Raw genomic sequence first — 23,389 nt, 5'->3', positions numbered from 1 at the left:
AAAGTGAGGAAAAAAGATAAATGGCATTTTCATTTGATACAGCGTCTGTGACAGGCGCAATCATTAAAGTAATTGGTGTCGGCGGTGGCGGAGGAAACGCCATTAACCGTATGATTGACGAAGGTGTTGCAGGTGTTGAATTCATCGCGGCAAATACAGATATCCAAGCTCTTAGCTCGTCTAAGGCAGAGACAGTGATTCAGTTAGGTCCAAAATTGACTCGTGGCCTAGGTGCTGGAGGTCAGCCTGAGGTTGGCCGTAAAGCGGCAGAAGAAAGTGAAGAAGTTTTGGCAGAAGCACTTTCTGGCGCAGATATGGTTTTCATCACAGCAGGTATGGGAGGCGGTTCCGGTACAGGTGCTGCACCAGTCATCGCTCGTATTGCTAAAAGTCTAGGTGCTTTGACAGTTGCCGTTGTAACACGTCCATTTGGTTTTGAAGGCAATAAGCGTGGCAACTTTGCCATTGAAGGGATTCAAGAGTTACGCGAGCATGTTGACACCCTTTTGATTATTTCAAACAATAATCTTCTTGAGATTGTTGATAAAAAAACACCGCTCTTAGAAGCGCTTAGTGAGGCAGATAATGTGCTTCGCCAAGGAGTTCAAGGTATCACAGATTTAATCACAAGTCCAGGGCTTATCAATCTTGACTTTGCCGATGTTAAAACAGTGATGGAAAACAAAGGCAATGCTCTTATGGGGATTGGTATTGGAACAGGCGAAGAGCGCATCGTAGAAGCTGCTCGTAAAGCTATTTACTCACCACTTCTAGAGACAACTATTGACGGTGCTCAAGATGTGATTGTCAATGTGACAGGTGGTATGGATATGACCTTGACAGAGGCTGAAGAAGCATCTGAGATTGTTAGTCAGGCTGCTGGTAATAATGTCAACATCTGGTTGGGAACATCAATCGATCCTGATATGCGTGATGAGATTCGTGTTACTGTTGTAGCTACTGGGGTCGGCCAAGAAAAGGCACAGCGAGTAATGGGTGGCTTTACACAACCTACTCAACGAACCTTTACGCAATCAACGGTGCAAGCACAGCGCCAGCCTATTACAGATTTTGATTTGTCTGAAAAACCAACAATGCCTACAAGTCATTCTGTTGAGCCATCTCATGCAGCTCCGCAAAGCGCTTTTGGAGACTGGAATCTTCGTCGCGAACCAATCACTCGTCCTACAGAGGGAGAGTTGGATCGTCAGTTGTCAGTAACGAGCTTCAAAGATTCATTTGAGGGCGACGATGAATTAGAAACACCACCATTCTTTAAAAACCGTTAATATGGGATTTGAACATCAAGTCAAAAAGGTTTTCGCTTCCGTTGAAGCGGCTTGTCATCAGGCAAACCGCTCAAAGGAGGCGGTATCTATTATTGCTGTTACCAAATATGTTGACAATAATGTGGCTAGCCAGCTTATAGAAGCTGGCGTTCGCCATATAGGTGAGAACCGAGTTGATCAGTTTTTGGATAAGCATAATGCCTTATCGGAAAAGCCAGTTATCTGGCACCTCATTGGAAGTTTGCAACGTCGAAAAGTAAAAGATGTTATTAATCGTGTTGATTACTTCCATGCCCTGGATTCTCTTTCTTTAGCAAATGAAATTCAGAAGCGGGCTTTAAAAACGATCAAATGTTTTCTACAGGTTAATATTTCTGGAGAAGAAAGCAAACACGGTTTTAGCGTCGAAGAGTTGGATCATGTTCTATTGGAATTGGCACATTTGGATAAGATTGAATTGGTTGGTCTGATGACGATGGCGCCTCTTGGTGCAGATGATCAGACCTTAATCGATATCTTCCAAAAAGCTAAGATTTTGCAGGAGCAAATACAGGCTAAAAAAATCGCAAATATGCCTTTTACAGAACTCAGCATGGGAATGTCAGGTGATTATCATTTGGCCATTCAAGAAGGTGCGACATTTGTCCGTATAGGAACAGCATTTTTTGAATAAAGGAAGGAAATATGGGACTTAAAGATAGATTTAATAGTATCATTGCCTATTTTGATACTGACGAAGTTTCAAATGTTGAAGAAGTAGGGAGTGTAGAATATCAAGAGCCAGAGCGTCCTGCTGTAGCAGTGCAACCAGCTCGTCAAGAATCCGTGCAAACCCGTTCCCAAATTAAAGAACCTGTGCATTTGAGAGCGGTTAGTGAGCCAGCTCCAAATCTTGCGAGACAACGGGAGCAGTTGGCTCAAAAAACTCCAGCAGTTGAGAAGACTAAAATTGCCATTAAATACCCTCGTCAATATGAAGATGCTCCAGAGATTGTTGATCTCCTGATTGAAAATGAGAGTGTTTTGATTGATTTTCAATATATGCTAGATGTGCAAGCGCGTCGTTGCTTAGATTATCTAAGTGGTGCCAGCACGGTTCTCTTTGGTAACTTGCAAAAAGTAGGTTCTTCAATGTATTTATTGACACCAGCCAATGTTGTTGTCGATATTGAAGAACTTGGTTTGGCAGCAAATGGTCAACGTGAAACAGCTTCCTTTGACTATGACATGAAGAGACGTTAGTATGTTGATGAGTTACTATATCTTTAGCATCTTAGTAAAAGTTTTGGAAGTCTACATGGGCTTACTTGGGATTTATGCCTTGCTCTCATGGTTTCCAGGAGCTTACCAAACAGGATTTGGTCGTTTGATCAGATATTTTGTTGATCCTCTTGTTTTGCCATTTAGACGCTTCAACCTAAGGTTTGGTCTTATCGACATTACTGTTCTAGTTGTTTTTGCAACCTTGCAGTTTCTACGTTATTTTCTCATTCAACTGTATTCTGGTCTTTTAGGCTTATGGTAAACAATAGCAAAGCTGTTTATCAGCATTTTCGGCCAGAAGAAAGAGAATTCATTGATCGAAGTCTGGATGTGATTCGTCAGGTTCAAGAAAACTATGCCTACCAGGTGACAGATTTCCTTAATCCGCGACAAGTCACTATTTTAGAGAGTTTAGTGGCTCAAGCAGGTCTCGTCTCTTATTCTTCATCTGGATATTTTGATACGGAGTATGCAAAAGTGATTGTGGCTCCAGACTACTATCGTCTTGACCGCGATGATTTTGACATAGATTTGCTAGAGCTAACCTATAACTCAAAATTCAATCATTTAAGCCATCGTCAGATTATGGGGACTTTAATCAATCAATTAGGAATCAAACGAAGCCTTTTTGGAGACATTCTCTTAACAGAAGGTAAGGCACAAGTGCTCGTTGAGCGTCATATGAGTCCGTATTTTCTTCAGCATGTGACGAAAATAGGTAAGGTACCCGTTCATTTAGCCAAGGTTGATTTCAATAATCTATTACCGCGTCAAATTGCTTATCAAAGTAGAGATATTTTGACGGTTTCCTGGAGAGTAGATGCTATTTTGTCTGAAACCCTAAAGGTATCACGCAGTTATGTTTTGAAATTATTGGAAAAAGATAAGGTAAGGTTAAATTACACTAGCTTAGGAAAGGCATCACAAGAACTTGTAGTTGGAGATTTGTTAAGCGTTAGAGGCTACGGACGCTTTATCATTGCAAACAGTAGCGGTCAGAGTAAATCTGGCAAACATAAAATGACAATACATCATATTACAGAACCATAAGGAGGCCCTAATGGCTTTAACAACACTTGATATTAAAGATAAAACGTTTAGCGTTAAATTTCGCGGTTACAGCGAAGAAGAAGTCAATGACTTCTTGGATATCGTAACCGATGACTATGAAGCCCTTACGCGTACAAATCGTGAACAAGAATTGCGTATTCGTGATTTGGAAGAAAAGTTAGCTTATTTCAATGACATGAAAGAGTCATTGATGCAGTCAGTTGTCTTGGCTCAAGAAACAGCTGAAAAAGTTAAAGTTTCTGCTCAAGCAGAGGCGGCAAATCTGATCAACAAAGCTACTTATGATGCAGACAGCCTAATTGCTGAAGCCAAAAACAAGGCTAATGAAATTCTACGTGATGCAACTGACAATGCCAAACGTGTCGCTGTTGAAACGGAAGATTTAAAACGCCAAAGTCGTCATTTCCATCAACGTCTGCTATCAGCCATGGAGAGTCAAGTTAATCTTGTGAATTCGCCAGAATGGCAGGAACTTTTACAACCAACAGCAGTTTACTTGCAAAATTCTGACGCAGCGTTTAAAGAAGTGGTTGAAAAAGTTCTTCATGAAAACTTTTCAGAGAGTGAAGAGCAATTAACCTTCGATGCGACTCGTCAATTTACTCCAGAGGAAATGGAAGAGATTTACCGTCGTGTCGCTGAAGCAAATCTTGAGTTGGAAAATACAAATAATCAAACGCAGGAATTTACAGTGTCAGAGAATCCGATTGATCTTGTTCAAGATAGCCCAGTATCTCTAGAACCAATTCCTACAACAGAACCAATCTCACAAACCTTCACGGTTAATATTGAAGGCTAAGAAGAACACAGAATACCCATGATAGTTAAAGCGAGCAGGCGATGGTGAGAGTCCTGCACTCCCTCTTGGATATTTTATCATCTTCATTGACATTTTAGCTGAAATCAGTAAGTTAAAAGGGCTGATCTCCTTATCGATCGTAGAGGGGTAGATTTTTTTACCTGAACTAAGGTGGTACCACGATTCGTCGTCCTTATGATGACTTTTTGTGATACTGCTTTTTATTTTATACGAAAGGACATGTGGCAGAGCCACTATCATTAGTCATGAAATTAAAAGAAACACTGAATCTAGGTCAAACAGCCTTCCCAATGCGAGCAGGCTTACCAACACGTGAGCCAGAATGGCAAAAAGCCTGGGATGAGGCAAACTTGTATGCCCGCCGTCAAGAGTTAAATGCAGGCAAACCAGCCTTTCACTTGCATGACGGCCCACCCTATGCCAACGGAAATATCCACGTTGGTCACGCTTTGAATAAGATTTCAAAGGATATTATCGTCCGTTCTAAGTCTATGTCAGGCTTCCGAGCACCTTATGTACCAGGTTGGGATACTCATGGTCTTCCTATCGAGCAGGTCTTGTCTAAGCAAGGTGTCAAACGCAAGGAAATGGACCTGGTGGAATACCTTGAAATGTGTCGTGATTATGCCCTCAGCCAAGTTGACAAGCAACGTGATGACTTCAAGCGGTTGGGTGTATCGGCAGACTGGGAAAATCCTTATATCACCTTGACCAAAGACTATGAAGCCGCTCAAATTCGTGTTTTCGGTGCTATGGCAGACAAGGGTTATATCTACCGTGGTGCCAAGCCAGTTTACTGGTCTTGGTCATCTGAATCGGCTCTTGCAGAAGCGGAAATCGAATACCATGATATTGATTCAACTTCTCTCTACTATGCCAACAAGGTCAAGGACGGAAAGGGTGTTTTAGACACAGATAGCTACATCGTTGTCTGGACCACAACTCCATTTACCGTGACGGCTTCACGTGGTTTGACCATGGGAGCAGATATTGACTACGTTCTCGTTCAACCTGCTGGCTCAGATCGTAAGTACATCTTGGCAGAAGCCTTGGTAGATAGCCTAGCTCAAAAATTTGGCTGGGAATCCTTTGAAGTGATTTCAAAACACAAGGGTGCGGAGTTTGAATACATCGTCACAGAACACCCTTGGGATAGAGAAGTAGATGAATTGGTCATCTTGGGTGACCATGTTACCACAGACTCTGGTACAGGTATCGTCCACACGGCTCCAGGTTTTGGTGAGGATGACTACAATGTTGGTGTCAAATATAACTTGGAAGTTGCCGTAACGGTCAACGAGCGTGGAATCATGAACGAAGCTGCTGGTCCTGATTTTGAAGGCCAATTCTATGATAAGGTGGTTCCAACCGTTAAGGAAAAATTGGGCGACTTGCTCCTTGCTAGCGAAGTCATCAACCACTCCTATCCATTTGACTGGCGTACCAAAAAGCCAATCATCTGGCGTGCGGTACCGCAATGGTTTGCCTCTGTTTCCAAATTCCGTCAGGAAATCTTGGATGAAATCGAAGCGACAACCTTCTATCCTGCTTGGGGTAAAACCCGTCTTTTCAACATGATTCGTGACCGTGGCGACTGGGTGATTTCCCGTCAACGTGCCTGGGGTGTGCCACTTCCAATCTTCTACGCTGAAGACGGCACAGCAATCATGACCAAGGAAGTGACAGATCATGTAGCGACTCTCTTTGAAGAGCATGGCTCAATCATCTGGTGGCAACGTGAGGCCAAAGACCTCCTGCCAGCAGGCTTTACCCATCAAGGCTCACCAAATGGTGAATTCACTAAAGAAACGGACATTATGGACGTTTGGTTTGACTCAGGTTCTTCTTGGAATGGGGTTATGAATGCCCGTGACAACTTGGGCTACCCAGCTGATTTGTACCTAGAAGGATCTGACCAGTATCGTGGTTGGTTCAACTCTTCCCTCATCACCTCAGTAGCAGTCAACGGCAAGGCTCCCTACAAGGCTGTCTTGTCACAGGGCTTTGTCCTAGACGGTAAAGGCATGAAAATGTCTAAATCTCTTGGCAATACCATCTTACCAAGCGATGTGGAGAAACAGTTTGGTGCGGAAATCTTGCGTTTGTGGGTGACATCTGTGGACACTTCTAACGATGTGCGGGTATCCATGGAGATTCTGGGACAGGTTTCTGAGACCTACCGTAAAATCCGTAACACCCTTCGTTTCTTGATTGCCAACACTTCTGATTTCAATCCTGCTAGCGATGCAGTAGCCTACGACGAACTCCGCTCGGTTGACCAATACCTCTTGGTGAAATTCAACAAGCTGGTTGCTCAAATCCGTGAGGCCTACGACAACTACGACTTTATGACCATTTATAAGGCTTTGGTCAACTTTATGACTCTTGACCTGTCTGCCTTCTACCTTGACTTTGCCAAGGATGTAGTCTATATCGAGGGTGCAAAATCCCTTGCCCGCCGCCAGATGCAGACAGTCTTCTACGACATGCTGGTCAAAATCACCAAGCTGATCACGCCAATTCTTCCGCATACTGCCGAGGAAATCTGGTCTTACTTGGAGCATGAGGCAGAGGACTTCGTCCAATTGGCAGAGCTTCCAGAGGCGGACCAGTTTGCTAATGAAAATGAAGTATTGACCAACTGGGAAGGCTTCATGAACTTCCGCACACAAGCCCAGAAAGCCCTTGAAGAAGCCCGTAACGCCAAAGTGATTGGTAAGTCCTTGGAGGCTCACCTGACAGCCTACGTTTCTGAAGAAACCAAGTCTTTCTTGGAAGGGTTGAATACCGACCTAGCCCAGCTCTTGATTGTTTCTAATCTGACTGTGGCAGCTGAAGCAGCTCCTGAAAGTGCAACTCTAGTAGAAGACGTAGCCTTTACAGTTGAACGTGCAGCAGGTGAAGTTTGTGACCGTTGCCGTCGCATTGAAACTAGCGTAGCAGAACGCAGCTACGGTGCAACTATCTGTGATCACTGTGCAAGTGTAGTGGAAGAAAACTACCCAGAAGCAGTGGCTCAAGGTTTTGAAACTAACTAATCTAAAAAGTAGCAGGACTCTGCTACTTTTTTGTTTGTCCACACTAAAAAAACACCAATCAATTGATTGGTGTCAAGGGGTTAGAGGCCGTAATTATAATCATCATCTTGCATGGCTTCAACGGTACCGAGCAAGTAACCATTGCCGACTTGGCTAAAGAAGTCATGGTTAGAGGTTCCTGTTGAGATACCATTCATGATGATAGGGTTAACATCATTAGCAGTATCAGGGAAAAGGGGATCTTGTCCAAGGTTCATAAGGGCTTTGTTAGCATTGTAGCGAAGGAAAGTAAGGACTTCTTCTGTCCACCCTACAGCGTCATACAGCGAGCGTGTGTAGTCTTCTTCATTTTCATACAGTTGATAGAGAAGGTCATACATCCAATCACGGAATTCCGTTTGTTCTGCTTCGCTTAATTCATTGAAACCAAGTTGGAATTTGTAACCGATGTAGGTGCCGTGTACAGATTCATCACGGATAATCAACTTGATGATTTCAGCTACGTTAGGCAGTTTATTGTTTCCAAGATAGTAGAGAGGTGTGAAGAAACCTGAATAGAAAAGGAAAGTTTCTAGATAAGTTGAGGCAACCTTTTTCTGAAGCGCATTACCATTTTGGTAAATATCGTTGATGATTTGCGCTTTTTTCTGGAGGTATTCGTTGTTATTGGTCCATTCAAAAATATCTTCGATTTCTTTTTTGGTGTTTAGGGTTGAGAAGATAGAAGAGTAAGATTTAGCATGGACAGACTCCATGAATTGGATATTGTTAAGAACAGCCTCTTCGTGAGGAGTACGAACATCAGCACGGATAGCTTCAATACCTGACTCAGATTGCATGGTATCAAGAAGGGTCAGACCTCCGAAAACTTTACCAACCAAGTCCTTTTCAATAGGAGAGAGCTTTCTCCAATCGTCCAAGTCGTTAGATAGTGGGATACGGGTATCTAACCAAAATTGCTCAGTTAATTTCTCCCAAGTAGACTTGTCAATAACATCTTCAATAGCGTTCCAGTTTATGGCGTTGTAGTAGTTCATGATTACTCCCAATTTCTTTCTAAGCTTTACTCGTCATATTATATCATTTTTTAATATAATTGGCTAAAAGGAGGACGTGATTCCTGAAAGGATTTGAGAAAGCGTTGTCTAGTGCTTTCTAATTGTTTTAGCTTCTTTTTTATCAATTATGACTGTCCTAGGTATTATAGTAAGCCTGTGTCTAGAAGGCTATTTTTACTATATTAAAATCCAAGCTCTTGGCTTGGATTTTTGCTCGCACTTGTATCAGATAACACAAGATTCACATTGATTTGAGCCGACTTCTTCACCGTCATCAGTGTAGGTGCGGACGTAGTAGATAGACTTAATACCTTTGTTGAAGGCATAGTTACGTAGGATAGAGAGGTCGCGAGTGGTTTGTTTGCTCTCTGTTTTCCATTCATAGAGATCCATAGGAATCTCGCTACGCATGAAGAGGGTCATAGAAAGCCCTTGATCCACGTGTTCAGTGGCAGCAGCATAGACATCGATCATCTTACGCATGTCCATATCATAGGCTGATTTATAGTAAGGGATGGTGTCGGTTGAAAGCCCATAAGCTGGGTAGTAAATTTTACCGATTTTCTTTTCTTGGCGCTCTTCAATGCGCTGTGTGATTGGGTGGATAGAAGCAGAGCAGTCATTAATGTATGAGATAGAGCCGTTTGGCGCTACTGCTAAGCGGTTTTGGTGATAGAGGCCGTGCGCTTTAACCAAGTCGCGAAGTGCCGCCCAATCGTTCCCAGTCGGAATAAAGTGGTCTTTGAAAAGCTCTTTAACCAAATCAGATTTTGGTTGAAATTGACCGGTTACATACTTATCAAAATAAGAACCGTCTGCGTAGGCAGATTTGTCAAAATTAGCAAAGGTTACCCCACGCTCACGTGCGATAGCATTTGACTCCACCGAGGTCCAGTAGTTCATCAGCATAAAGTAAATGTCTGTAAACTCGATAGACTCAGGAGAACCATACTCAATATGGTTGACAGCCAAATAAGAATGAAGCCCCATTGCTCCTAGTCCAATAGTGTGAGCTTGTTCATTGCCGTATTTGACAGTTGGGACGGCATCGATACTAGAAGAATCAGTGACAAAGGTGAGGGCGCGTGTCATTGCTTTGATAGACTTACCAAAGTCAGGGGAAGTCATCATGTTGATGACATTGGTAGATCCCAAGTTACATGAGATATCCATACCCATTTGTGTAAACTCTTGACCGTCATTGATGGTACTAGTGGTTTGAATTTGTAGGATTTCTGAACACAAGTTTGACATGATGATTTTACCATCAATAGGGTTGCTACGGTTTGCTGTATCAACGTTGACGATATAAGGGTAGCCAGATTCTTGTTGGAGTTTAGAAATCTCTGTTTCCAAGTCACGTGCTTTGATTTTGGTTTTTGTGATATTAGGATTGGCAACTAACTCGTCATACATTTCTGTGATGTCGATATAGTTAAAAGGAATGCCGTACTCTTTTTCCACTGTGTAAGGGCTAAAGAGGTACATGTCTTCATTTTTGCGTGCCAATTCATAGAATTTATCTGGGACAGTTACACCAAGTGATAGAGTTTTGACACGCACTTTTTCATCTGCATTTTCTTTTTTCGTCGACAGAAAAGCGATGATGTCTGGGTGGAACACGTTGAGGTAAACCACGCCTGCCCCTTGACGCTGACCAAGCTGGTTAGAGTAGGAGAAGCTATCCTCAAAAAGTTTCATAACAGGAACGACCCCAGAAGCAGCACCAGCAAAGCCTTTGATAGGAGCACCAGCTTCACGAAGGTTATTGAGAGAAATACCAACACCTCCACCGATACGGGACAATTGCAATGCAGAGTTGATCGAACGCCCGATAGAGTTCATATCATCAGTCACCTGGATAAGGAAACATGACACCAGCTCTCCGCGACGGCTACGCCCAGCATTAAGAAATGATGGTGTAGCAGGCTGATAACGTTGGTGAATCATCTCCATCGCTAAGTCATGTGCTAGTGCTTCATTACCATCTGCAAAATAGAGGGCGTTAAACATTACACGGTCTTCAATGGATTCGAGATAAAAGTCGCCAGCATTGTCTTTCAAAGCATATTGTTGGTAGAACTTATAGGCAGCCATGAAGGACTTAAATTGGAAGTTTTCCCCTTTTAAATCCTGCGCTAGTTTTTCGATGAAATCAGGCGTGTATTTGCTGATAAATTCTTTTTCAAGGTAGTCATGTTCAATCAGGTAGTGGACCTTGTCCATCATGCTGTCAAACTGCTTAGTGTTTGGGATAACATTCTCCTTAAAGAAAGCGTCTAAGGCTTCTTTGTCTTTATGGAGGGGAATCTGTCCGTTAATGGGACGGTTAATTTCATTGTTGAGGCGGAAGTAAGAAATATCGCCCAAATCTTTTAATGACATCTAAAAATCCTTTTCTTTCAATTATTGAAGAAAGTAATTAAATAATTTCTTTCAATTTACCAGGTTGGAAACCAGAAAAAACGGTATCGCCAGCTTCGATGACGGGAGCAGCTGTGAAACCAAGAGACTTCACGTGTTCGATAAATTCTGGCTTTTCATCAATATTGATTTCTTCAAAATCTGCGCCAGCTTTTTCCAAGAATTTTTTAGTCATATTACATTGCATGCAGTTGTTTTTAGAATAAACCGTAATTTTTGCCATGTTTTTCTCCTTAAAGTAATACCTTATTAGCATATCAAAAATTACCAAAAAATCAAGTATTAAATTTGAGTCAAGCACAAAATGTTGTAGGGCTTGTTTTTGAAGAATACAAGATATAGTGTTTTTGGAATTGTAACCTGAAAATCACTTTAGGGAATAAAGGGGATTTGCTAAGCTAAGAATAGGCAGAATTTTTCTGATTAAGTGAGAAAAATGATTTCTAAAACTTGACTGTAAAGGGTTTTTAAGATATGATAATCTTTGTTAGGGCATAGCCCATAAAAAAATTGGAGGATTTGTTAACATGGCTAACAAACAAGATTTGATTGCAAAAGTTGCTGAAGCAACTTCATTGACTAAAAAAGATTCAGCAGCTGCAGTTGATGCAGTGTTTGCAGCGGTAGCTGACTATCTTGCAGCAGGTGAGAAAGTTCAACTTATTGGCTTTGGTAACTTCGAAGTTCGTGAGCGCGCTGCTCGTACAGGTCGCAACCCACAAACTGGTGCAGAAATCAAGATTGCAGCTTCTAAAGTTCCAGCATTCAAAGCTGGTAAAGCACTTAAAGACGCTGTAAAATAATCTACCCTTTAAAAGCCCGTCATATCAAGCTTTCTAGCTTGTTCGATGGGCTTTTTTGTGTGGTTTGGGGCTCCCAGAGTCAGGGGAGTGACTCTGGGAGGTTGGAGATAAAGCAAAAGTCTTTTGCTTCAATTTGGGGCATAAAATTAGTAATTTTCCATGATTTCAGCTACATTTGCTTTGAGTTTTTTTGTGACGTGGGTATAAATTTGGGTTGTTGTCTTAGCGTCTGCATGTCCTACACGGTCCATGATTGCTTTGAGTGGTACTCTATTCTCTGCCAGGCGACTGACCAAGGTGTGGCGGAAGATGTGGCTGGTCAGATTTTTTTTGATTGGCTTCTCGAGTCGTTCATTAGCTTTCTTCAAGGCTAGGTTGAAAGAATTTGTTTGTATCGGTACACCATTTTTAGTTGTGAATATGTAGCCCATGTCCTTGTACCGTGGATTGGTATTTTTTTCTAGCTCATTCATAAATTCCAATTCCTCGATAATTTCCATTTCCCGCTTGGTCATTAATGTTTCACGGTACGATGCGACTGTCTTTGGAGTTGTTTTCTCACCGTTACGATAGCCTTCAGTATGGTCGTAGGTACCGTGTAATTGTAAAATCTTGGTCTCAAAATCACGGTTTTCTGGCTCAAGACTGACAGCTTCGCCGATACGGCAGCCGTTAAGACTCATAAATTCTGCTAGTAATGCAGTTCGGTATGTGCTAGGTCGCCTGAATAATTCTTTCAGCAGGGGCTTAATTTCATCTTCCTCAAGATACTTTTCTTCAATCTTCTTCCAGTCTTCCAAAGTCTTTTTGATCCGTGGCAGTTTAGCCCGCCTAGCAGGGTTGTCTTTGATGATGTCCAGGTCTACTGCATAATCAAAAGCAAGATTCAACATGGATTTGTTACGCTCTTTCTTGTTCCTGGAGCAATCCAGTTTATCTAGGTAATTTTGGACATATTTGGGATCAATGGCTGTTACTTTGATATTTAATCCGAAACTTTCTCTTATCTCTCTTATATTGCCCTCTAACGAGGCGATAGAGGAGCGTTTTATCTCTTGGCGATAAAAACCCCACCACTGGTCAAAAAGGTCTGTAAAAAGCATTTCAGAGGCCTTCAGATTGCTGAGGATATTAGCTATCTTCGCATCCAATATCTTCTGAGCTTCTTTTCTGATCCGTGGAGTATCTTTCTCCATGAGCGTAGATGTCCTTCTCCACTCGTTAGTGTACGGGTCTTTGTATCTTTCAACAAAATTTATTTTTCCCGATTTATGTGCTTCTGGCCACATTGATTTTACCTCATTTCTGTGTTAAAATGGGTATAGTAAAGAGACCTACTGCAAAAGCAGGTTTTTACTATATCGAATTCGCCTCACGCTCTGAGTCGCCAAACTTTGAGAGCGTGGGGCTTTTTATTTAGCTTTTTTCAAATGGTGTGTTGCTGGTGGAATGTTTAGTTGTTCAGAATAGAAAATATATTCTATTCCTTTACTAGGTTTTGTCACCGAATAGTTCAGATAATACTTTTCATTTCGAAAGTCGTTATACATTTTAAATATTTCTTCTGAAATATCATATGTAAGAATCCATTTTTTATTAGACATATATTTTTTTATAGTCTTGGCCAAACTGAGGTGGTTTTCATGATTATAAAAGTTTGTATATAAACCAGGACCTTTTAAGTAGTAAGGAGGGTCGAAAAAAGTGAATGAATTTTTCGTTCTAGAAATATTTAAACGGATAAATTTTTCAGCATCCATATTGTAAAGTTTAATGCGATTTTTCATAGAAGCAATTATTTTTATTTTCTCAATGGTTTTCTTTTTATTAAAGCGACAGTCGAGTTTGTAATCTCCGTCCTGTTTTAGGCCACCGATTACACCGGCTTTTATAATCCCTGAACGATTTGTACGATTAAGGAATAAGGTCGAAAAACCAAGCAAGAGCAAGTTGTCGCAGGTGTTTTTATTTTGCTGGATGTTTCTTTGTTTTTTCCATTCTTCAATTGTAACAGGAGTATTCTCTATTTTTTCTATGAGTTGATCTGTGTAATTTAAAACAGAATACCAAAACGCATATATTGATTTATCATAATCATTTACCATGATTTTATTAACATCTTTATTTAATAGCAATCTTAGAGCAATCCCCATACCTCCCATATAAGGCTCGATATAGGTTGTAGCGTTGTTAGCTACAACAAGTTCTCTGACATAATCGTAAACTTGAGACTTCCCACCGGGATATCTTAATGGGCTTATATTTTTCATATGTTATACCTCCTTTCTATTTAGAATACACTATTTATTTTATTTTGGCCAGCCTAATTATTCAATTGTGGGAATTCCGTTTTCCTCAAAAACTTCATTGATTTTGTTTTTTAAAGTTAATTTAAATTCATCGAATATTTTATGATTATCTTTAATCATATAATTTCGATATTTATTTGTTTCTTTTTTAGGTATAGAATTAAACCAATTTTTGTAGTAGTCAACTTTTTCATCTTTAATTTTATCGGTAGTTAACGAAATATTAAATTCTGTAAAGCTTTGACAAAACATTCCTTTTGTTTTACTGAATTTTTTAAAGAAGTCATGATTATCAGGGAGATTAAGAATATAATTAACTATCTCTTTTTCAAGAGGGAGCTTATTCTCCGTAATTGACGGTAGATACAATATTTTATCAAATTTTGTTTTACCTATATCTTTAGGTATGATATCAGCATCAAAAATTATCAGAGCTCTTGCATCGGACAGTAATGTAAATCCATTTTTTGCAAGAGATTTTAATGTTTTCCAACTACTGCCAGTTTCTCCCGTTACATTAGTTATAAAATTACATCGTTTTGATATATCCCTTCCTGCTATTTGCTTTATATATTGTTCTGCAATTTGATCTTCGCAGAGTACGGTTACCTTTGATAAAGTTTCTGTATATTCATCACGTGTTAGCGTAAGCTCTTCTTTAGCAAACTTAAATTGTGGATTGCTATAGATTTCTAAATGGTCCGAAAAACGTTTCGTAATAAAATTGATACGGATTACTTTGTTGTTTAATCTAGTCTCCATTTTCATTACTTCTTGAATAAGATATAATGAATGGGTATTTAGCAAAATTTGAACATTATAATTTCTTGACCACTCTAATAAAAAATTAAATAGATTTAATTGGGCTATTGGATGTAAACTTGCCTCGAATTCATCAATTGAAAGTAAGCCGGTTAGTTGTTTTGCATCAGACTTAGATTGAAAGACTCTCATGAACGAGATTAATATTTTAACAAAAGCACTAAGGTTATCCTCTCCTGAAGAAATCGATGTTATATCATAACTCGCCGTAGTGCCTGGACCTATCGGATTTTTATGCACACTATTAGAATCAGTTTCGTAAGTTTGGAAAGTTGAGAATTCAGTTTTAGCAAATATTCGTTCATAGAATTTAGAGATAAATTCTTTTTCCTTGTCATTATATTCTATATTTAGTTCTCTAATTTCTTCATCTGAAATAGCGACTAGTGGATATAATCTTTTTAGATTAATATAAACTGAGGGAAGATTAAAAAAACCATCCCCTTTTTCACTTCCGCTAGGGACTAGACGAAACCTATTCGATCTGTTATACATTTTTACAGGTTCAATTAAATTTTTTGTTTCATTATTATGATTAATATCCATTTTGATATCGTACTCATACTGTTTGTCTTTTGTTAGGGAAAGTTTAAAAACTTCGCTAAATGACGTAGACATTTTTTCACCTGTAATTGATTTTTCATCAGTTTCAAAAGGGTGTGCAACTAATCCCATAATAGTAGATTTCATAGTGCCATTTCTACCTGACACAATAGTAATCTGCTTACCTAGATTAAACTCTTGATTACTTATTAATCGAAAATTTTTAATATTGATACCTTTTATGGATTCAATGATAATGCTTTTATTATCAGTAATTCCTAGTTGTTTTTTAGATTGATAATTTGACAATGAAGTCTACTCCTTAAAATATGCTTTTTAAATTATTATACTCCTCAATCACCATGGTTTCATCGACCGTGGTTTTTAAGTCGTATTTTTCCATAAAGCGGACATAATTAAATTCGCTAATATCGTCCATCAGGGCTAGTTCTTCTTTGACCAGGTAGTGGATCATATTCCTGTCTGCTTGTAGTTCATATTGTTCGCGTTTGCGGTCGTATTGGGACGGGTTGTGGTCTTCATGGCCCATTTCGTGGTAGATGACTTTCTTTCTCTCGACATCGTCCAAGTAGACATCGACGGCAATCATGTTCGCACGCTTGTTGTATATGCCTTTCTTGTCCGTATCTCTACCGTCAAAATAGACCAAATCAATGCCACGCTCTGCGCAGACTGACTCTGGTGTCATCATAGGCAATTATTCCTTATCTCTGTTTTTCATGCGAGTTTCGAGGATTGAGGCGATGAGGTCGATATCCTCATCGTTGAGAGGCATGCCGTCATAAGACATGGACTCTGCTGCCATTTCCTTGAAATCGATTGTGGGAGTAGGGAGATTTTCAGGCGTTGTTTCCATACCGAGCAAATATTCAGTTGATATTCCTAAAACGCTAGCAAATTTGTCAGCGCGGTTTAGTGGAAATTCTCTTGTTTTATTAAAATATCTAGAAAGTGTTGATTTGGCAATTCCTGTACGACGGGCCAACTCGCTCATTGAGATATTTTTTTCTCCCAATTTATCCATTAGTATTTGGATTATTTCTTCATTGGTCCTCATAATTTTTCTCCTTTTTAAATTTGATTACATTATAACACCGTTCCCAAAAAAACACAAATAAAAGCAAAAAAAATATTTTTTGTATTTTTTTCAAAAAAAGTGTTGACAAATTGGAACGAAGGATATATACTAAAATTGTTCCAAAACAGGAACGACGAAAGTTATCAAGAAAGGAGTATAGATGAAAATAAATTTAAAACGTCTAAAAGCAGAACGTATAGCAAAAGGTCTAACTCAAGACGAGGTGGCAAGCCGTATGGGTTTGAAGGACCGCGCTTTATACGCTAAACGAGAGAATGGTTTGGTAGATATCGGCGTGAATGAGTTCGCGAATATTGCCTCAATCCTTGGATTTTCAAGAGATGAATTAGGAATTTTTTTTGAAGACAACGTTCCCGAACGGAAACTACCCAACTAACAAACTAGAAAGGGACTAACATGTCAAAGCAAAGATACGGTCGCCCAAGTACAGGGCAGAAAGGGAATAACCGTCCCACAGTGGTCATTAGTCGTGAGAACTACGACGAGGTTGATAACTTGTCGCTTGGTACAGGAATGAGCCGTAGTGCTATTATTGATTATTTTATCAGTAAAGGCTTGAAACGTGCTCGTATTGAAGAAGTCATCATCAAGACTAAGCGTCTAGTTCTTGAGGACTAGGAAGGAGGAGGGGATGTTACATCACTACATAACAAAGTACACAGAGAACAATCAGAGGTATGCTGAGAGCTGGATACAAATCAATATTTTCGGCAAGTGTTTCTGCCTATGGAAAAAGCGTATCAAAATTTGACACGCTCAATGGGTTATTGTTTGACCCAGTTTCGACCAGGTTCTTGAGTAGGTGGTAAGCGGTCGCCATTGTCGATGTGTACCACACGACCACCAGAAACTTGGCCACCGCGAGGACCAACTTCTTGATAAGTCCCTGCAGGTTGATTGTCAGTTCCTGGTTTGATTAGATTTTTACTCATATCGTTTCTCCTTTCTTTAATATTTGACGCACAGGAGAAAACCATTTGATTTGGTAGTTAAAGTTGGATTTTTTTCCTGATTGTTATGGGTTTATTATAGTATAAAAAAGCAAGATTGTCAACATATAGTGCATATAAGCGAAGACAACACTATATGTAGTGTATAAATCTGTATAAACATAAAAACTAATTATATAAATATTGATAAGGAGTGAAACTATATGTTGTGGAAAAATATCGAACGAATTTTGACTGAAAAAAATTTTTCGGTTTATAGGTTAGCTTTGAATGCAGGACTTGATCCAGCAATGCTTTATCGACTTCGTGACGGAAAGGTTAAGGATCTGCATTTTGAAACAGTAAAAAAAATCGCCAAGGCTCTTGATGTGAGCCTGGACGAATTAGCGAAAAGCTAATAAAAATAGCTCCTTGACAAAGGTCAGGAGCTTACCAAAATATCTAACAAAATTATAACACAGAAAGGAATGAATTGCTATGCCAAAAGCAGAATTAGTCTACAGACCGGCCAAACAGTCTGAAAAGGCTGAAGCTGGTGACTATGTACACCTCTGCCAAATCTGGGAAGGATTGACAGTCGGAACGGCTAAGGTTTGGGCAGCAGAAATGCGTGAGCATCCGGACTTCAGGCAATATATTGAAAATCCAACTCATCGAATTGTTTTTGTTAACTACGAAGGTTTCCGATTATTTATCAAGTGGAAAAGTCGCAATCGATACAGACCAAAAAAAGAAACATTGGCAGAAATGCTTGAAAATATCAAACGAGAAAAACAGTTAGGAGCGTAAAAAGACGCTGTAAAATAATCTACCCTTTAAAAGTCCGTCATATCAAGCTTTCTAGCTTGTTCGATGGGCTTTTTTGTGTGGTTTGGGGCTCCCAGAGTCAGGGGAGTGACTCTGGGAGGTTGGAGATAAAGCAAAAGTCTTTTGCTTCAATTTGGGGCATAAAATTAGTAGGTCAATTGCCTTAGTATGACCTTAATGTATAAGCCAAGCAGAGAGCTTTAGAGCGGTCTATTCGCTTTACCAAAGAACAAATCCATGTGGCTAAGAAATTGGGCGATATGGAGTTGATAGACCGTTACAAGATGAAGCTAGGTAATCAGAAGCACGCTTTAAAAGCCTTGTTAAATGATAATCCGTTTCTCTATCGTTTTAAGGACAACGAAAAATATTATTACAACAAAGAAAATGTTAAAAATCTTTATAAATCAATTGACAAAAGGTTGAAAAAAGAGTATTCTGAAATACTACAAAATTTGGGAAATAAAGCACCCAAATCTTATAGTGATTTCAAGCCATTAAGTGGCTCTGAGAAAGAGTCTTTAAGGTATGATAATAGGATTGTCAATTATTTCAAGGGAGATATTAACGAGAAACTGACTGAGCAGCAGAAGCAACAGGCGGTAGAAGCTTACTTTAATTTCAAAAAAGATGGGATAGTGTTTGGAGATCATGCGATAGCGCGCTACATAGAGCGTATGAGACGCAAAAACGGAACGTTCGTATACAACTATGAGACAGTTAGAACCGCTTTTTCTCTGCCTCCTAACTATGTATCAGAGCAGAATGGCAGACTTACAAGGTACTATAACAGTATCCTCTATATCACAGAACCTGATACGGGTATTGTAGTAACGATGATGAAGACAAGACGAATGAAAGGATTTGCACCGTATGAAGTACAGTGAAAAAGCATTATCTATGCTAGAAGAGGCGATTAGTGGTAAGCTTGAAGATTTTTGGGACTTTTCATTTGATTTCAATGCCCTACTAGGGGAAGATGAAGAGTTCGCGGAGGGGTGGGACAAAGAAAATCCTGAAATGTTCGATTTATTTTGTGATTATGAATTCTTCATGTTCCTTGAAGAACACGACACAAACGATACTCAAGGTTTTATAAAGTTCCTTAAACCGTATTACGAAAAAGCAAAACAATTAGTAAAAATCAGTACTTAGTTCGATCTAAGTGCTTTTTTGACACAGGAAAGCTGATTTACCTCGGTAAGCTCTCATAAGGAAGAAAAGGTTTGAGAAAAATTTTGAATTTTCTTAGGAAATTTAGTACAATGTTCTATGCATGTGATTAAATAACGGATAGAATTAGAGGAGTATGTAGCAATGGAAAGAGAACGAGAAGAGTGGCAAAAACTAGCCATGCTATTTATTGATATATTGCCTGCTTTGATTTCAGTCTATATTGTTACGCAGATTCCTCAATCAGATTTGACCTTTTCAAATTTTCCTATTATTATACTGGGGCATTTTATCTCCTTTAGTTTGAGCGCTTTGCATAGAACATTTGATAAGCGTGGCTACCTAGAGGAAGTTTATGCCACCTTAAAATATAGCTTGACTTTGTTTGTAACCATTGTGACCCTCTCGTTTATCTTGAAACACGATTTCATCCTTTCCAGAAGAGGAGCACTTTATTTTATTTTACTGGATTATGGGCTGCTTTTGTTGACAAATTTGCTATTGAAAAAATACCGTAGCAGTTTTTCAGTATCTGATGCTGCTCGTAAAATCTATTTGGTAACGACGGTGAATCGATTTGAGCGTTTCCTAGCTCACCCAGATCATGACCTCACCCAGTTCTTCGGGACAGTTGCAGCGGTTACGTTTATTGATGATCCCGATTACCTTAGAGATGACTATTTCCACAATGTTCCCATTCATTTGATGGAATCTTACATCACAAAGTCTGTTGTGGATCATTTGTTGATTGATGTGCCTTCAGAAATGCTTGATGCCAAGCGCTTGTTGGCCCTATCCGAGAGCGTTGGCATTCCTGCTTCGATCAACATCAATTCTATCGATTCGAATATTATCGGGGAAAAGAAATTCCAAACCTTACTAGGCTATGAAGTCATCACCATTTCTAGTCATTTCAAGAAATACAGTCATCTTGTCTTAAAACGATTACTTGATATTTTAGGGGCCCTTGTTGGCTTATTTATCTGTGGTCTTGTTGGTCTCTTTGTTGTTCCCCTCATCCGTAAGGATGGTGGTCCGGCTATTTTTGCTCAGGATCGTGTTGGAAAAAATGGTCGTATTTTTAAGTTTTATAAATTCCGCTCCATGCATATCAACGCTGAAGAGATGAAAAAAGAATTGATGGCAAAAAATGAGATGGACGGTCTGATGTTTAAGATGGATGATGACCCTCGTATCACACCTATTGGGAAGTTTATCCGTAAGACGAGCATTGATGAATTACCACAGTTTTGGAACGTCTTAATTGGAGATATGAGTCTTGTTGGGACACGTCCACCAACAGTTGATGAATACAATCAATATACCTTAGCTCAGAAACGTAGGTTAAGTTTCCAACCAGGTATTACTGGTCTTTGGCAGGTATCTGGTCGCAGTGACATTAAGGATTTTGATGAAATCGTCAAACTGGATACGGAATATATCAACAACTGGACAATTTGGTCTGACATTAAGATTCTTGTCAAAACCGTTTTTGTCGTCTTTAAGATGAAGGGGAGTAAATAGATCATTACTGATGATTTAGCAGTTAGCACGTAGAAACCAATGCATGTCGCCTGAAAAGGTGACATGTATTTTTGATGCGAGGAGTGAGATTTCTAGGATTCTATTTGCCATATTTATCGTTTTTTGATAAAATAGAGTACAATTGAATAGTGCCTGCGAGACTAGTATATCAGGGGAAACTGACTAGGGAGCTTGGTCGTGACTGAAAGCCAAGCCAGTGAAAGCTGATGGAATTCACTCGCTTAAGGGCAAGGAATGAAGGTTTGATGTTTAACGTCAAACGAAAACGGATGGTACCGCGTGTCAACGCTCCGATTTTAGGGAGCAGTGGCATGCGGTTTTTGATGTTCACTATTCAACAGATTACATAATGAAAGGAAGTTTTGATTATAGTTGCCAGGCAATTGTAATCAAAGAAAGGGACAGGTTTTTAAGAAATCTTAACCCCTTTTGTATAAAAATGATGGATTTACAAGCGCAATTAGAAGAGTTGAAGGTGTCAACTCAAGCTAAATTAATGGAAATGAACGGTAATCACAGCAAGGAATTGCAAGAATTGCGTGTAGCTGTTCTTGGGAAAAAAGGCTCTCTGACCGAACTTTTAAAAGGTCTTAAAGAGTTGTCTAATGACCTGAAACCTATTGTTGGAAAACAAGTTAACGAGGTTCGTGATGTCCTAACGGAAGCTTTTGAGAGAACCGCACAGTTTGTTGAGGATGCAAAAATTCAGGCACAGCTTGAGCAAGAAAGCCTAGATGTCACCCTACCAGGTCGCAAGATGTCACTCGGTAACCGTCATGTACTGACGCAAACATCAGAGGAAATCGAAGATATTTTCTTAGGCATGGGCTTCCAAATTGTGGATGGTTATGAAGTTGAAAAAGATTATTACAACTTTGAGCGCATGAATTTGCCAAAAGATCACCCAGCTCGTGACATGCAAGACACCTTCTACATCACAGAAGAAATCTTACTCCGTACTCATACGTCGCCTGTTCAGGCGCGTACCCTTGATGAGCATGATTTTTCAAAAGGGCCATTGAAGATGATTTCGCCAGGACGGGTTTTCCGTCGTGATACAGACGATGCAACTCACTCACATCAATTCCACCAAATCGAAGGCTTGGTTGTTGGTAAAAACATTTCAATGGGAGACCTAAAAGGAACCCTTGAGATGATTATTAAGAAGATGTTTGGTGAGGAGCGTAAGATTCGCCTGCGTCCATCCTACTTCCCATTTACAGAACCATCGGTTGAAGTGGATGTGTCTTGCTTCAAGTGTGGCGGTGATGGCTGTAACGTTTGCAAGAAGACTGGTTGGATTGAGATTCTAGGTGCTGGAATGGTTCACCCGCAAGTTTTGGAAATGTCTGGTGTTAACTCAGAAGAATTTTCAGGATTTGCCTTTGGTTTAGGACAAGAGCGTATCGCCATGCTCCGCTATGGTATCAATGACATTCGTGGCTTCTATCAAGGTGATGTCCGCTTCTCAGAACAATTTAAGGGCTGAGAACTGAAAATGAGGTAAGCTTATGTGGCAAGTAATTTGTGTCTTCCTATTTCTAGTGGTTTTAGGTGAATTGAAGGCATTAAGCAGACAAGTGAAAAAAGGAAATCAGCGAGAGGGAAAGCAAAACATGTCAGAACTGCTAAAAGAATGTATTGGGCAGAAATGTCTGGTTGAATTGGACAGTTGGTTTGAAGTAGCTAATACCTATGACATTTTAGGAGTTGATGGCGAATGGGTAAAACTATCACGGACTAAAACAAAAGGTGATAAGGAAATCAAGCTCGTTCGTATCGACAATATCCAATCTATAACCCTGAAGGATTAGGAAATGGCAAGGATTCAACTGAAACCAATCCAGACAAATCAGGGGACTCTTCTGCAAAATCTGGCGAAAAAAACCTTCACAGAGACTTTTGGTCACGACAATAGTCCAGAGCAATTAGAAACTTATTATCGTGAGACCTACAGTTTATCCCTACTGAGTGAAGAGTTAAAAACCCTGAATCTGACCATTATTTTGTCACCGTCGATGACCAGATAGCTGGATTTTTAAAGGTCAATTGGGGTTCTGCACAGACGGAGCACCAGCTTGAAAATGCATTTGAAATTCAAAGGCTTTATGTGCTCAGAGACTATCAAGGCTTAGGTCTAGGGAAAAAGTTGTTTGAATTTGCTTTAGACATGGCAACTGAAAAAGGTTTTACCTATGCTTGGTTGGGTGTTTGGGAACATAATCTAAAAGCTCAGCGCTTTTACAAAAACTATGGCTTTGAAAAGTTTTCGGAACATGCTTTTTACGTGGCAGAAGATAAGGTAGACACGGATTGGCTCTTAAAAAAACGTTTGTAAATGAAAGATAAGGAAA

General features: G+C 39.8%; 25 protein-coding genes and 2 pseudogenes. 18 read left to right on the top strand and 9 right to left on the bottom strand.

Annotated features, from left to right (window positions below; genetic code table 11):
• The first annotated feature begins 20 nt into the window (after positions 1–20).
• The 7 genes from ftsZ to ileS all read left to right on the top strand — a co-directional run bounded on the left by ftsZ (position 21) and on the right by ileS (position 7,481).
• Positions 21–1,289 carry a cell division protein FtsZ gene (gene ftsZ / locus G575_RS0102830; protein WP_027971361.1) on the top strand — a complete coding sequence of 423 codons (1,269 nt, stop codon included), beginning with the start codon at positions 21–23 and terminating at the stop codon, positions 1,287–1,289.
• Between the two features lies 1 nt (position 1,290).
• On the top strand, positions 1,291–1,962 hold the full coding sequence (locus tag G575_RS0102825) for a YggS family pyridoxal phosphate-dependent enzyme (RefSeq protein WP_027971360.1): 672 nt from the start codon (positions 1,291–1,293) through the stop codon (positions 1,960–1,962).
• A gap of 11 nt (positions 1,963–1,973) precedes the next feature.
• Entirely contained in the window at positions 1,974–2,531 is a 558-nt protein-coding gene (locus G575_RS0102820; protein WP_027971359.1) for a cell division protein SepF, read from the top strand.
• A 7-nt stretch (positions 2,532–2,538) separates the two neighbouring features.
• Positions 2,539–2,814, top strand: coding sequence for a YggT family protein (locus G575_RS0102815; protein ID WP_027971358.1), 276 nt, complete (start codon positions 2,539–2,541; stop codon positions 2,812–2,814).
• A complete protein-coding gene (locus tag G575_RS0102810) occupies positions 2,808–3,602 on the top strand; it encodes a YlmH family RNA-binding protein (RefSeq protein ID WP_027971357.1) in 795 nt (264 codons plus the stop codon). Before G575_RS0102815 ends, G575_RS0102810 begins: the two co-directional genes overlap by 7 nt.
• Positions 3,603–3,612: 10 nt before the next feature.
• Positions 3,613–4,422 (top strand): DivIVA domain-containing protein, encoded by an 810-nt coding sequence (locus G575_RS0102805; RefSeq protein WP_027971356.1) that lies wholly within the window; start codon positions 3,613–3,615, stop codon positions 4,420–4,422.
• A 266-nt stretch (positions 4,423–4,688) separates the two neighbouring features.
• Positions 4,689–7,481, top strand: a complete 2,793-nt coding sequence (gene ileS / locus G575_RS0102800) for an isoleucine--tRNA ligase (RefSeq protein ID WP_027971355.1) — start codon at positions 4,689–4,691, stop codon at positions 7,479–7,481.
• Positions 7,482–7,561: 80 nt separating this feature from the next.
• Here the strand turns inward: ileS and nrdF are convergent, their stop codons facing one another.
• The 3 genes from nrdF to nrdH form a co-directional block, all read right to left on the bottom strand.
• Positions 7,562–8,521, bottom strand: coding sequence for a class 1b ribonucleoside-diphosphate reductase subunit beta (gene nrdF / locus G575_RS0102795; protein WP_156874708.1), 960 nt, complete (start codon positions 8,519–8,521; stop codon positions 7,562–7,564).
• A 243-nt stretch (positions 8,522–8,764) separates the two neighbouring features.
• Positions 8,765–10,924 carry a class 1b ribonucleoside-diphosphate reductase subunit alpha gene (nrdE, locus tag G575_RS11035; RefSeq protein WP_037622536.1) on the bottom strand — a complete coding sequence of 720 codons (2,160 nt, stop codon included), beginning with the start codon at positions 10,922–10,924 and terminating at the stop codon, positions 8,765–8,767.
• A 37-nt stretch (positions 10,925–10,961) separates the two neighbouring features.
• Positions 10,962–11,186, bottom strand: a complete 225-nt coding sequence (nrdH, locus tag G575_RS0102775) for a glutaredoxin-like protein NrdH (RefSeq protein ID WP_027971353.1) — start codon at positions 11,184–11,186, stop codon at positions 10,962–10,964.
• 304 nt (positions 11,187–11,490) lie between these two features.
• On the opposite strand from nrdH, the gene G575_RS0102770 reads away from it, so the two are divergent.
• Entirely contained in the window at positions 11,491–11,766 is a 276-nt protein-coding gene (locus G575_RS0102770; protein ID WP_027971352.1) for an HU family DNA-binding protein, read from the top strand.
• A 146-nt stretch (positions 11,767–11,912) separates the two neighbouring features.
• Here the strand turns inward: G575_RS0102770 and G575_RS0102765 are convergent, their stop codons facing one another.
• The 5 genes from G575_RS0102765 to G575_RS0102745 all read right to left on the bottom strand — a co-directional run bounded on the left by G575_RS0102765 (position 11,913) and on the right by G575_RS0102745 (position 16,518).
• Positions 11,913–13,055: a tyrosine-type recombinase/integrase gene (locus G575_RS0102765; protein WP_027971351.1), complete on the bottom strand. Its 1,143-nt coding sequence runs from the start codon at positions 13,053–13,055 to the stop codon at positions 11,913–11,915.
• Between the two features lie 123 nt (positions 13,056–13,178).
• On the bottom strand, positions 13,179–14,036 hold the full coding sequence (locus G575_RS0102760) for a DNA adenine methylase (RefSeq protein ID WP_027971350.1): 858 nt from the start codon (positions 14,034–14,036) through the stop codon (positions 13,179–13,181).
• 57 nt (positions 14,037–14,093) lie between these two features.
• Positions 14,094–15,749: an AAA family ATPase gene (locus tag G575_RS0102755; protein WP_027971349.1), complete on the bottom strand. Its 1,656-nt coding sequence runs from the start codon at positions 15,747–15,749 to the stop codon at positions 14,094–14,096.
• A 13-nt stretch (positions 15,750–15,762) separates the two neighbouring features.
• Positions 15,763–16,152 (bottom strand): ImmA/IrrE family metallo-endopeptidase, encoded by a 390-nt coding sequence (locus G575_RS0102750; RefSeq protein WP_027971348.1) that lies wholly within the window; start codon positions 16,150–16,152, stop codon positions 15,763–15,765.
• A gap of 6 nt (positions 16,153–16,158) precedes the next feature.
• A complete protein-coding gene (locus G575_RS0102745; RefSeq protein WP_027971347.1) occupies positions 16,159–16,518 on the bottom strand; it encodes a helix-turn-helix domain-containing protein in 360 nt (119 codons plus the stop codon).
• 181 nt (positions 16,519–16,699) lie between these two features.
• Here G575_RS0102745 and G575_RS0102740 point away from each other — a divergent pair, with 181 nt between their 5' ends.
• Together G575_RS0102740 and G575_RS0102735 are read left to right on the top strand one after the other, a co-directional pair.
• A complete protein-coding gene (locus G575_RS0102740) occupies positions 16,700–16,936 on the top strand; it encodes a helix-turn-helix domain-containing protein (RefSeq protein WP_027971346.1) in 237 nt (78 codons plus the stop codon).
• Positions 16,937–16,956: 20 nt separating this feature from the next.
• Positions 16,957–17,178, top strand: coding sequence for a hypothetical protein (locus G575_RS0102735; RefSeq protein WP_027971345.1), 222 nt, complete (start codon positions 16,957–16,959; stop codon positions 17,176–17,178).
• A gap of 146 nt (positions 17,179–17,324) precedes the next feature.
• Here G575_RS0102735 and G575_RS11845 read toward each other — a convergent pair whose 3' ends face one another.
• The gene (locus tag G575_RS11845) at positions 17,325–17,492 is read right to left on the bottom strand and encodes a YjzC family protein (RefSeq protein ID WP_083958822.1); all 168 of its coding nucleotides are present in this window, start codon (positions 17,490–17,492) and stop codon (positions 17,325–17,327) included.
• Between the two features lie 221 nt (positions 17,493–17,713).
• Between G575_RS11845 and G575_RS0102720 the strand changes: the two genes are divergently transcribed.
• The 8 genes and pseudogenes from G575_RS0102720 (at position 17,714) to G575_RS11025 (ending at position 23,373) form a co-directional block, all read left to right on the top strand.
• Complete coding sequence (locus G575_RS0102720) at positions 17,714–17,908, top strand: helix-turn-helix domain-containing protein (protein WP_027971344.1); 195 nt, start codon at positions 17,714–17,716, stop codon at positions 17,906–17,908.
• Between the two features lie 79 nt (positions 17,909–17,987).
• Complete coding sequence (locus G575_RS0102715) at positions 17,988–18,299, top strand: hypothetical protein (protein ID WP_027971343.1); 312 nt, start codon at positions 17,988–17,990, stop codon at positions 18,297–18,299.
• A 215-nt stretch (positions 18,300–18,514) separates the two neighbouring features.
• Positions 18,515–19,204, top strand: a pseudogene (locus tag G575_RS11030) (phage minor capsid protein); the annotation flags it as partial.
• Complete coding sequence (locus G575_RS0102705; protein WP_027971342.1) at positions 19,191–19,472, top strand: hypothetical protein; 282 nt, start codon at positions 19,191–19,193, stop codon at positions 19,470–19,472. The pseudogene G575_RS11030 and the gene G575_RS0102705, both read left to right, overlap by 14 nt.
• 162 nt (positions 19,473–19,634) lie before the next feature.
• Positions 19,635–21,014, top strand: coding sequence for a sugar transferase (locus G575_RS0102700; RefSeq protein ID WP_027971341.1), 1,380 nt, complete (start codon positions 19,635–19,637; stop codon positions 21,012–21,014).
• Positions 21,015–21,477: 463 nt separating this feature from the next.
• A complete protein-coding gene (gene pheS / locus G575_RS0102695; RefSeq protein ID WP_027971340.1) occupies positions 21,478–22,524 on the top strand; it encodes a phenylalanine--tRNA ligase subunit alpha in 1,047 nt (348 codons plus the stop codon).
• Between the two features lie 22 nt (positions 22,525–22,546).
• Positions 22,547–22,849, top strand: coding sequence for a hypothetical protein (locus G575_RS0102690; RefSeq protein WP_027971339.1), 303 nt, complete (start codon positions 22,547–22,549; stop codon positions 22,847–22,849).
• 3 nt (positions 22,850–22,852) lie between these two features.
• Positions 22,853–23,373 (top strand): annotated as a pseudogene (locus G575_RS11025) (GNAT family N-acetyltransferase).
• Positions 23,374–23,389 lie beyond the last annotated feature (16 nt).

The sequence above is a fragment of the Streptococcus plurextorum DSM 22810 genome (genome assembly GCF_000423745.1).
GTDB lineage: Bacteria > Bacillota > Bacilli > Lactobacillales > Streptococcaceae > Streptococcus > Streptococcus plurextorum.
The sequence above is the reverse complement of the archived record's forward strand: the minus strand, read 5'-3'. Positions and strand labels throughout refer to the sequence as shown.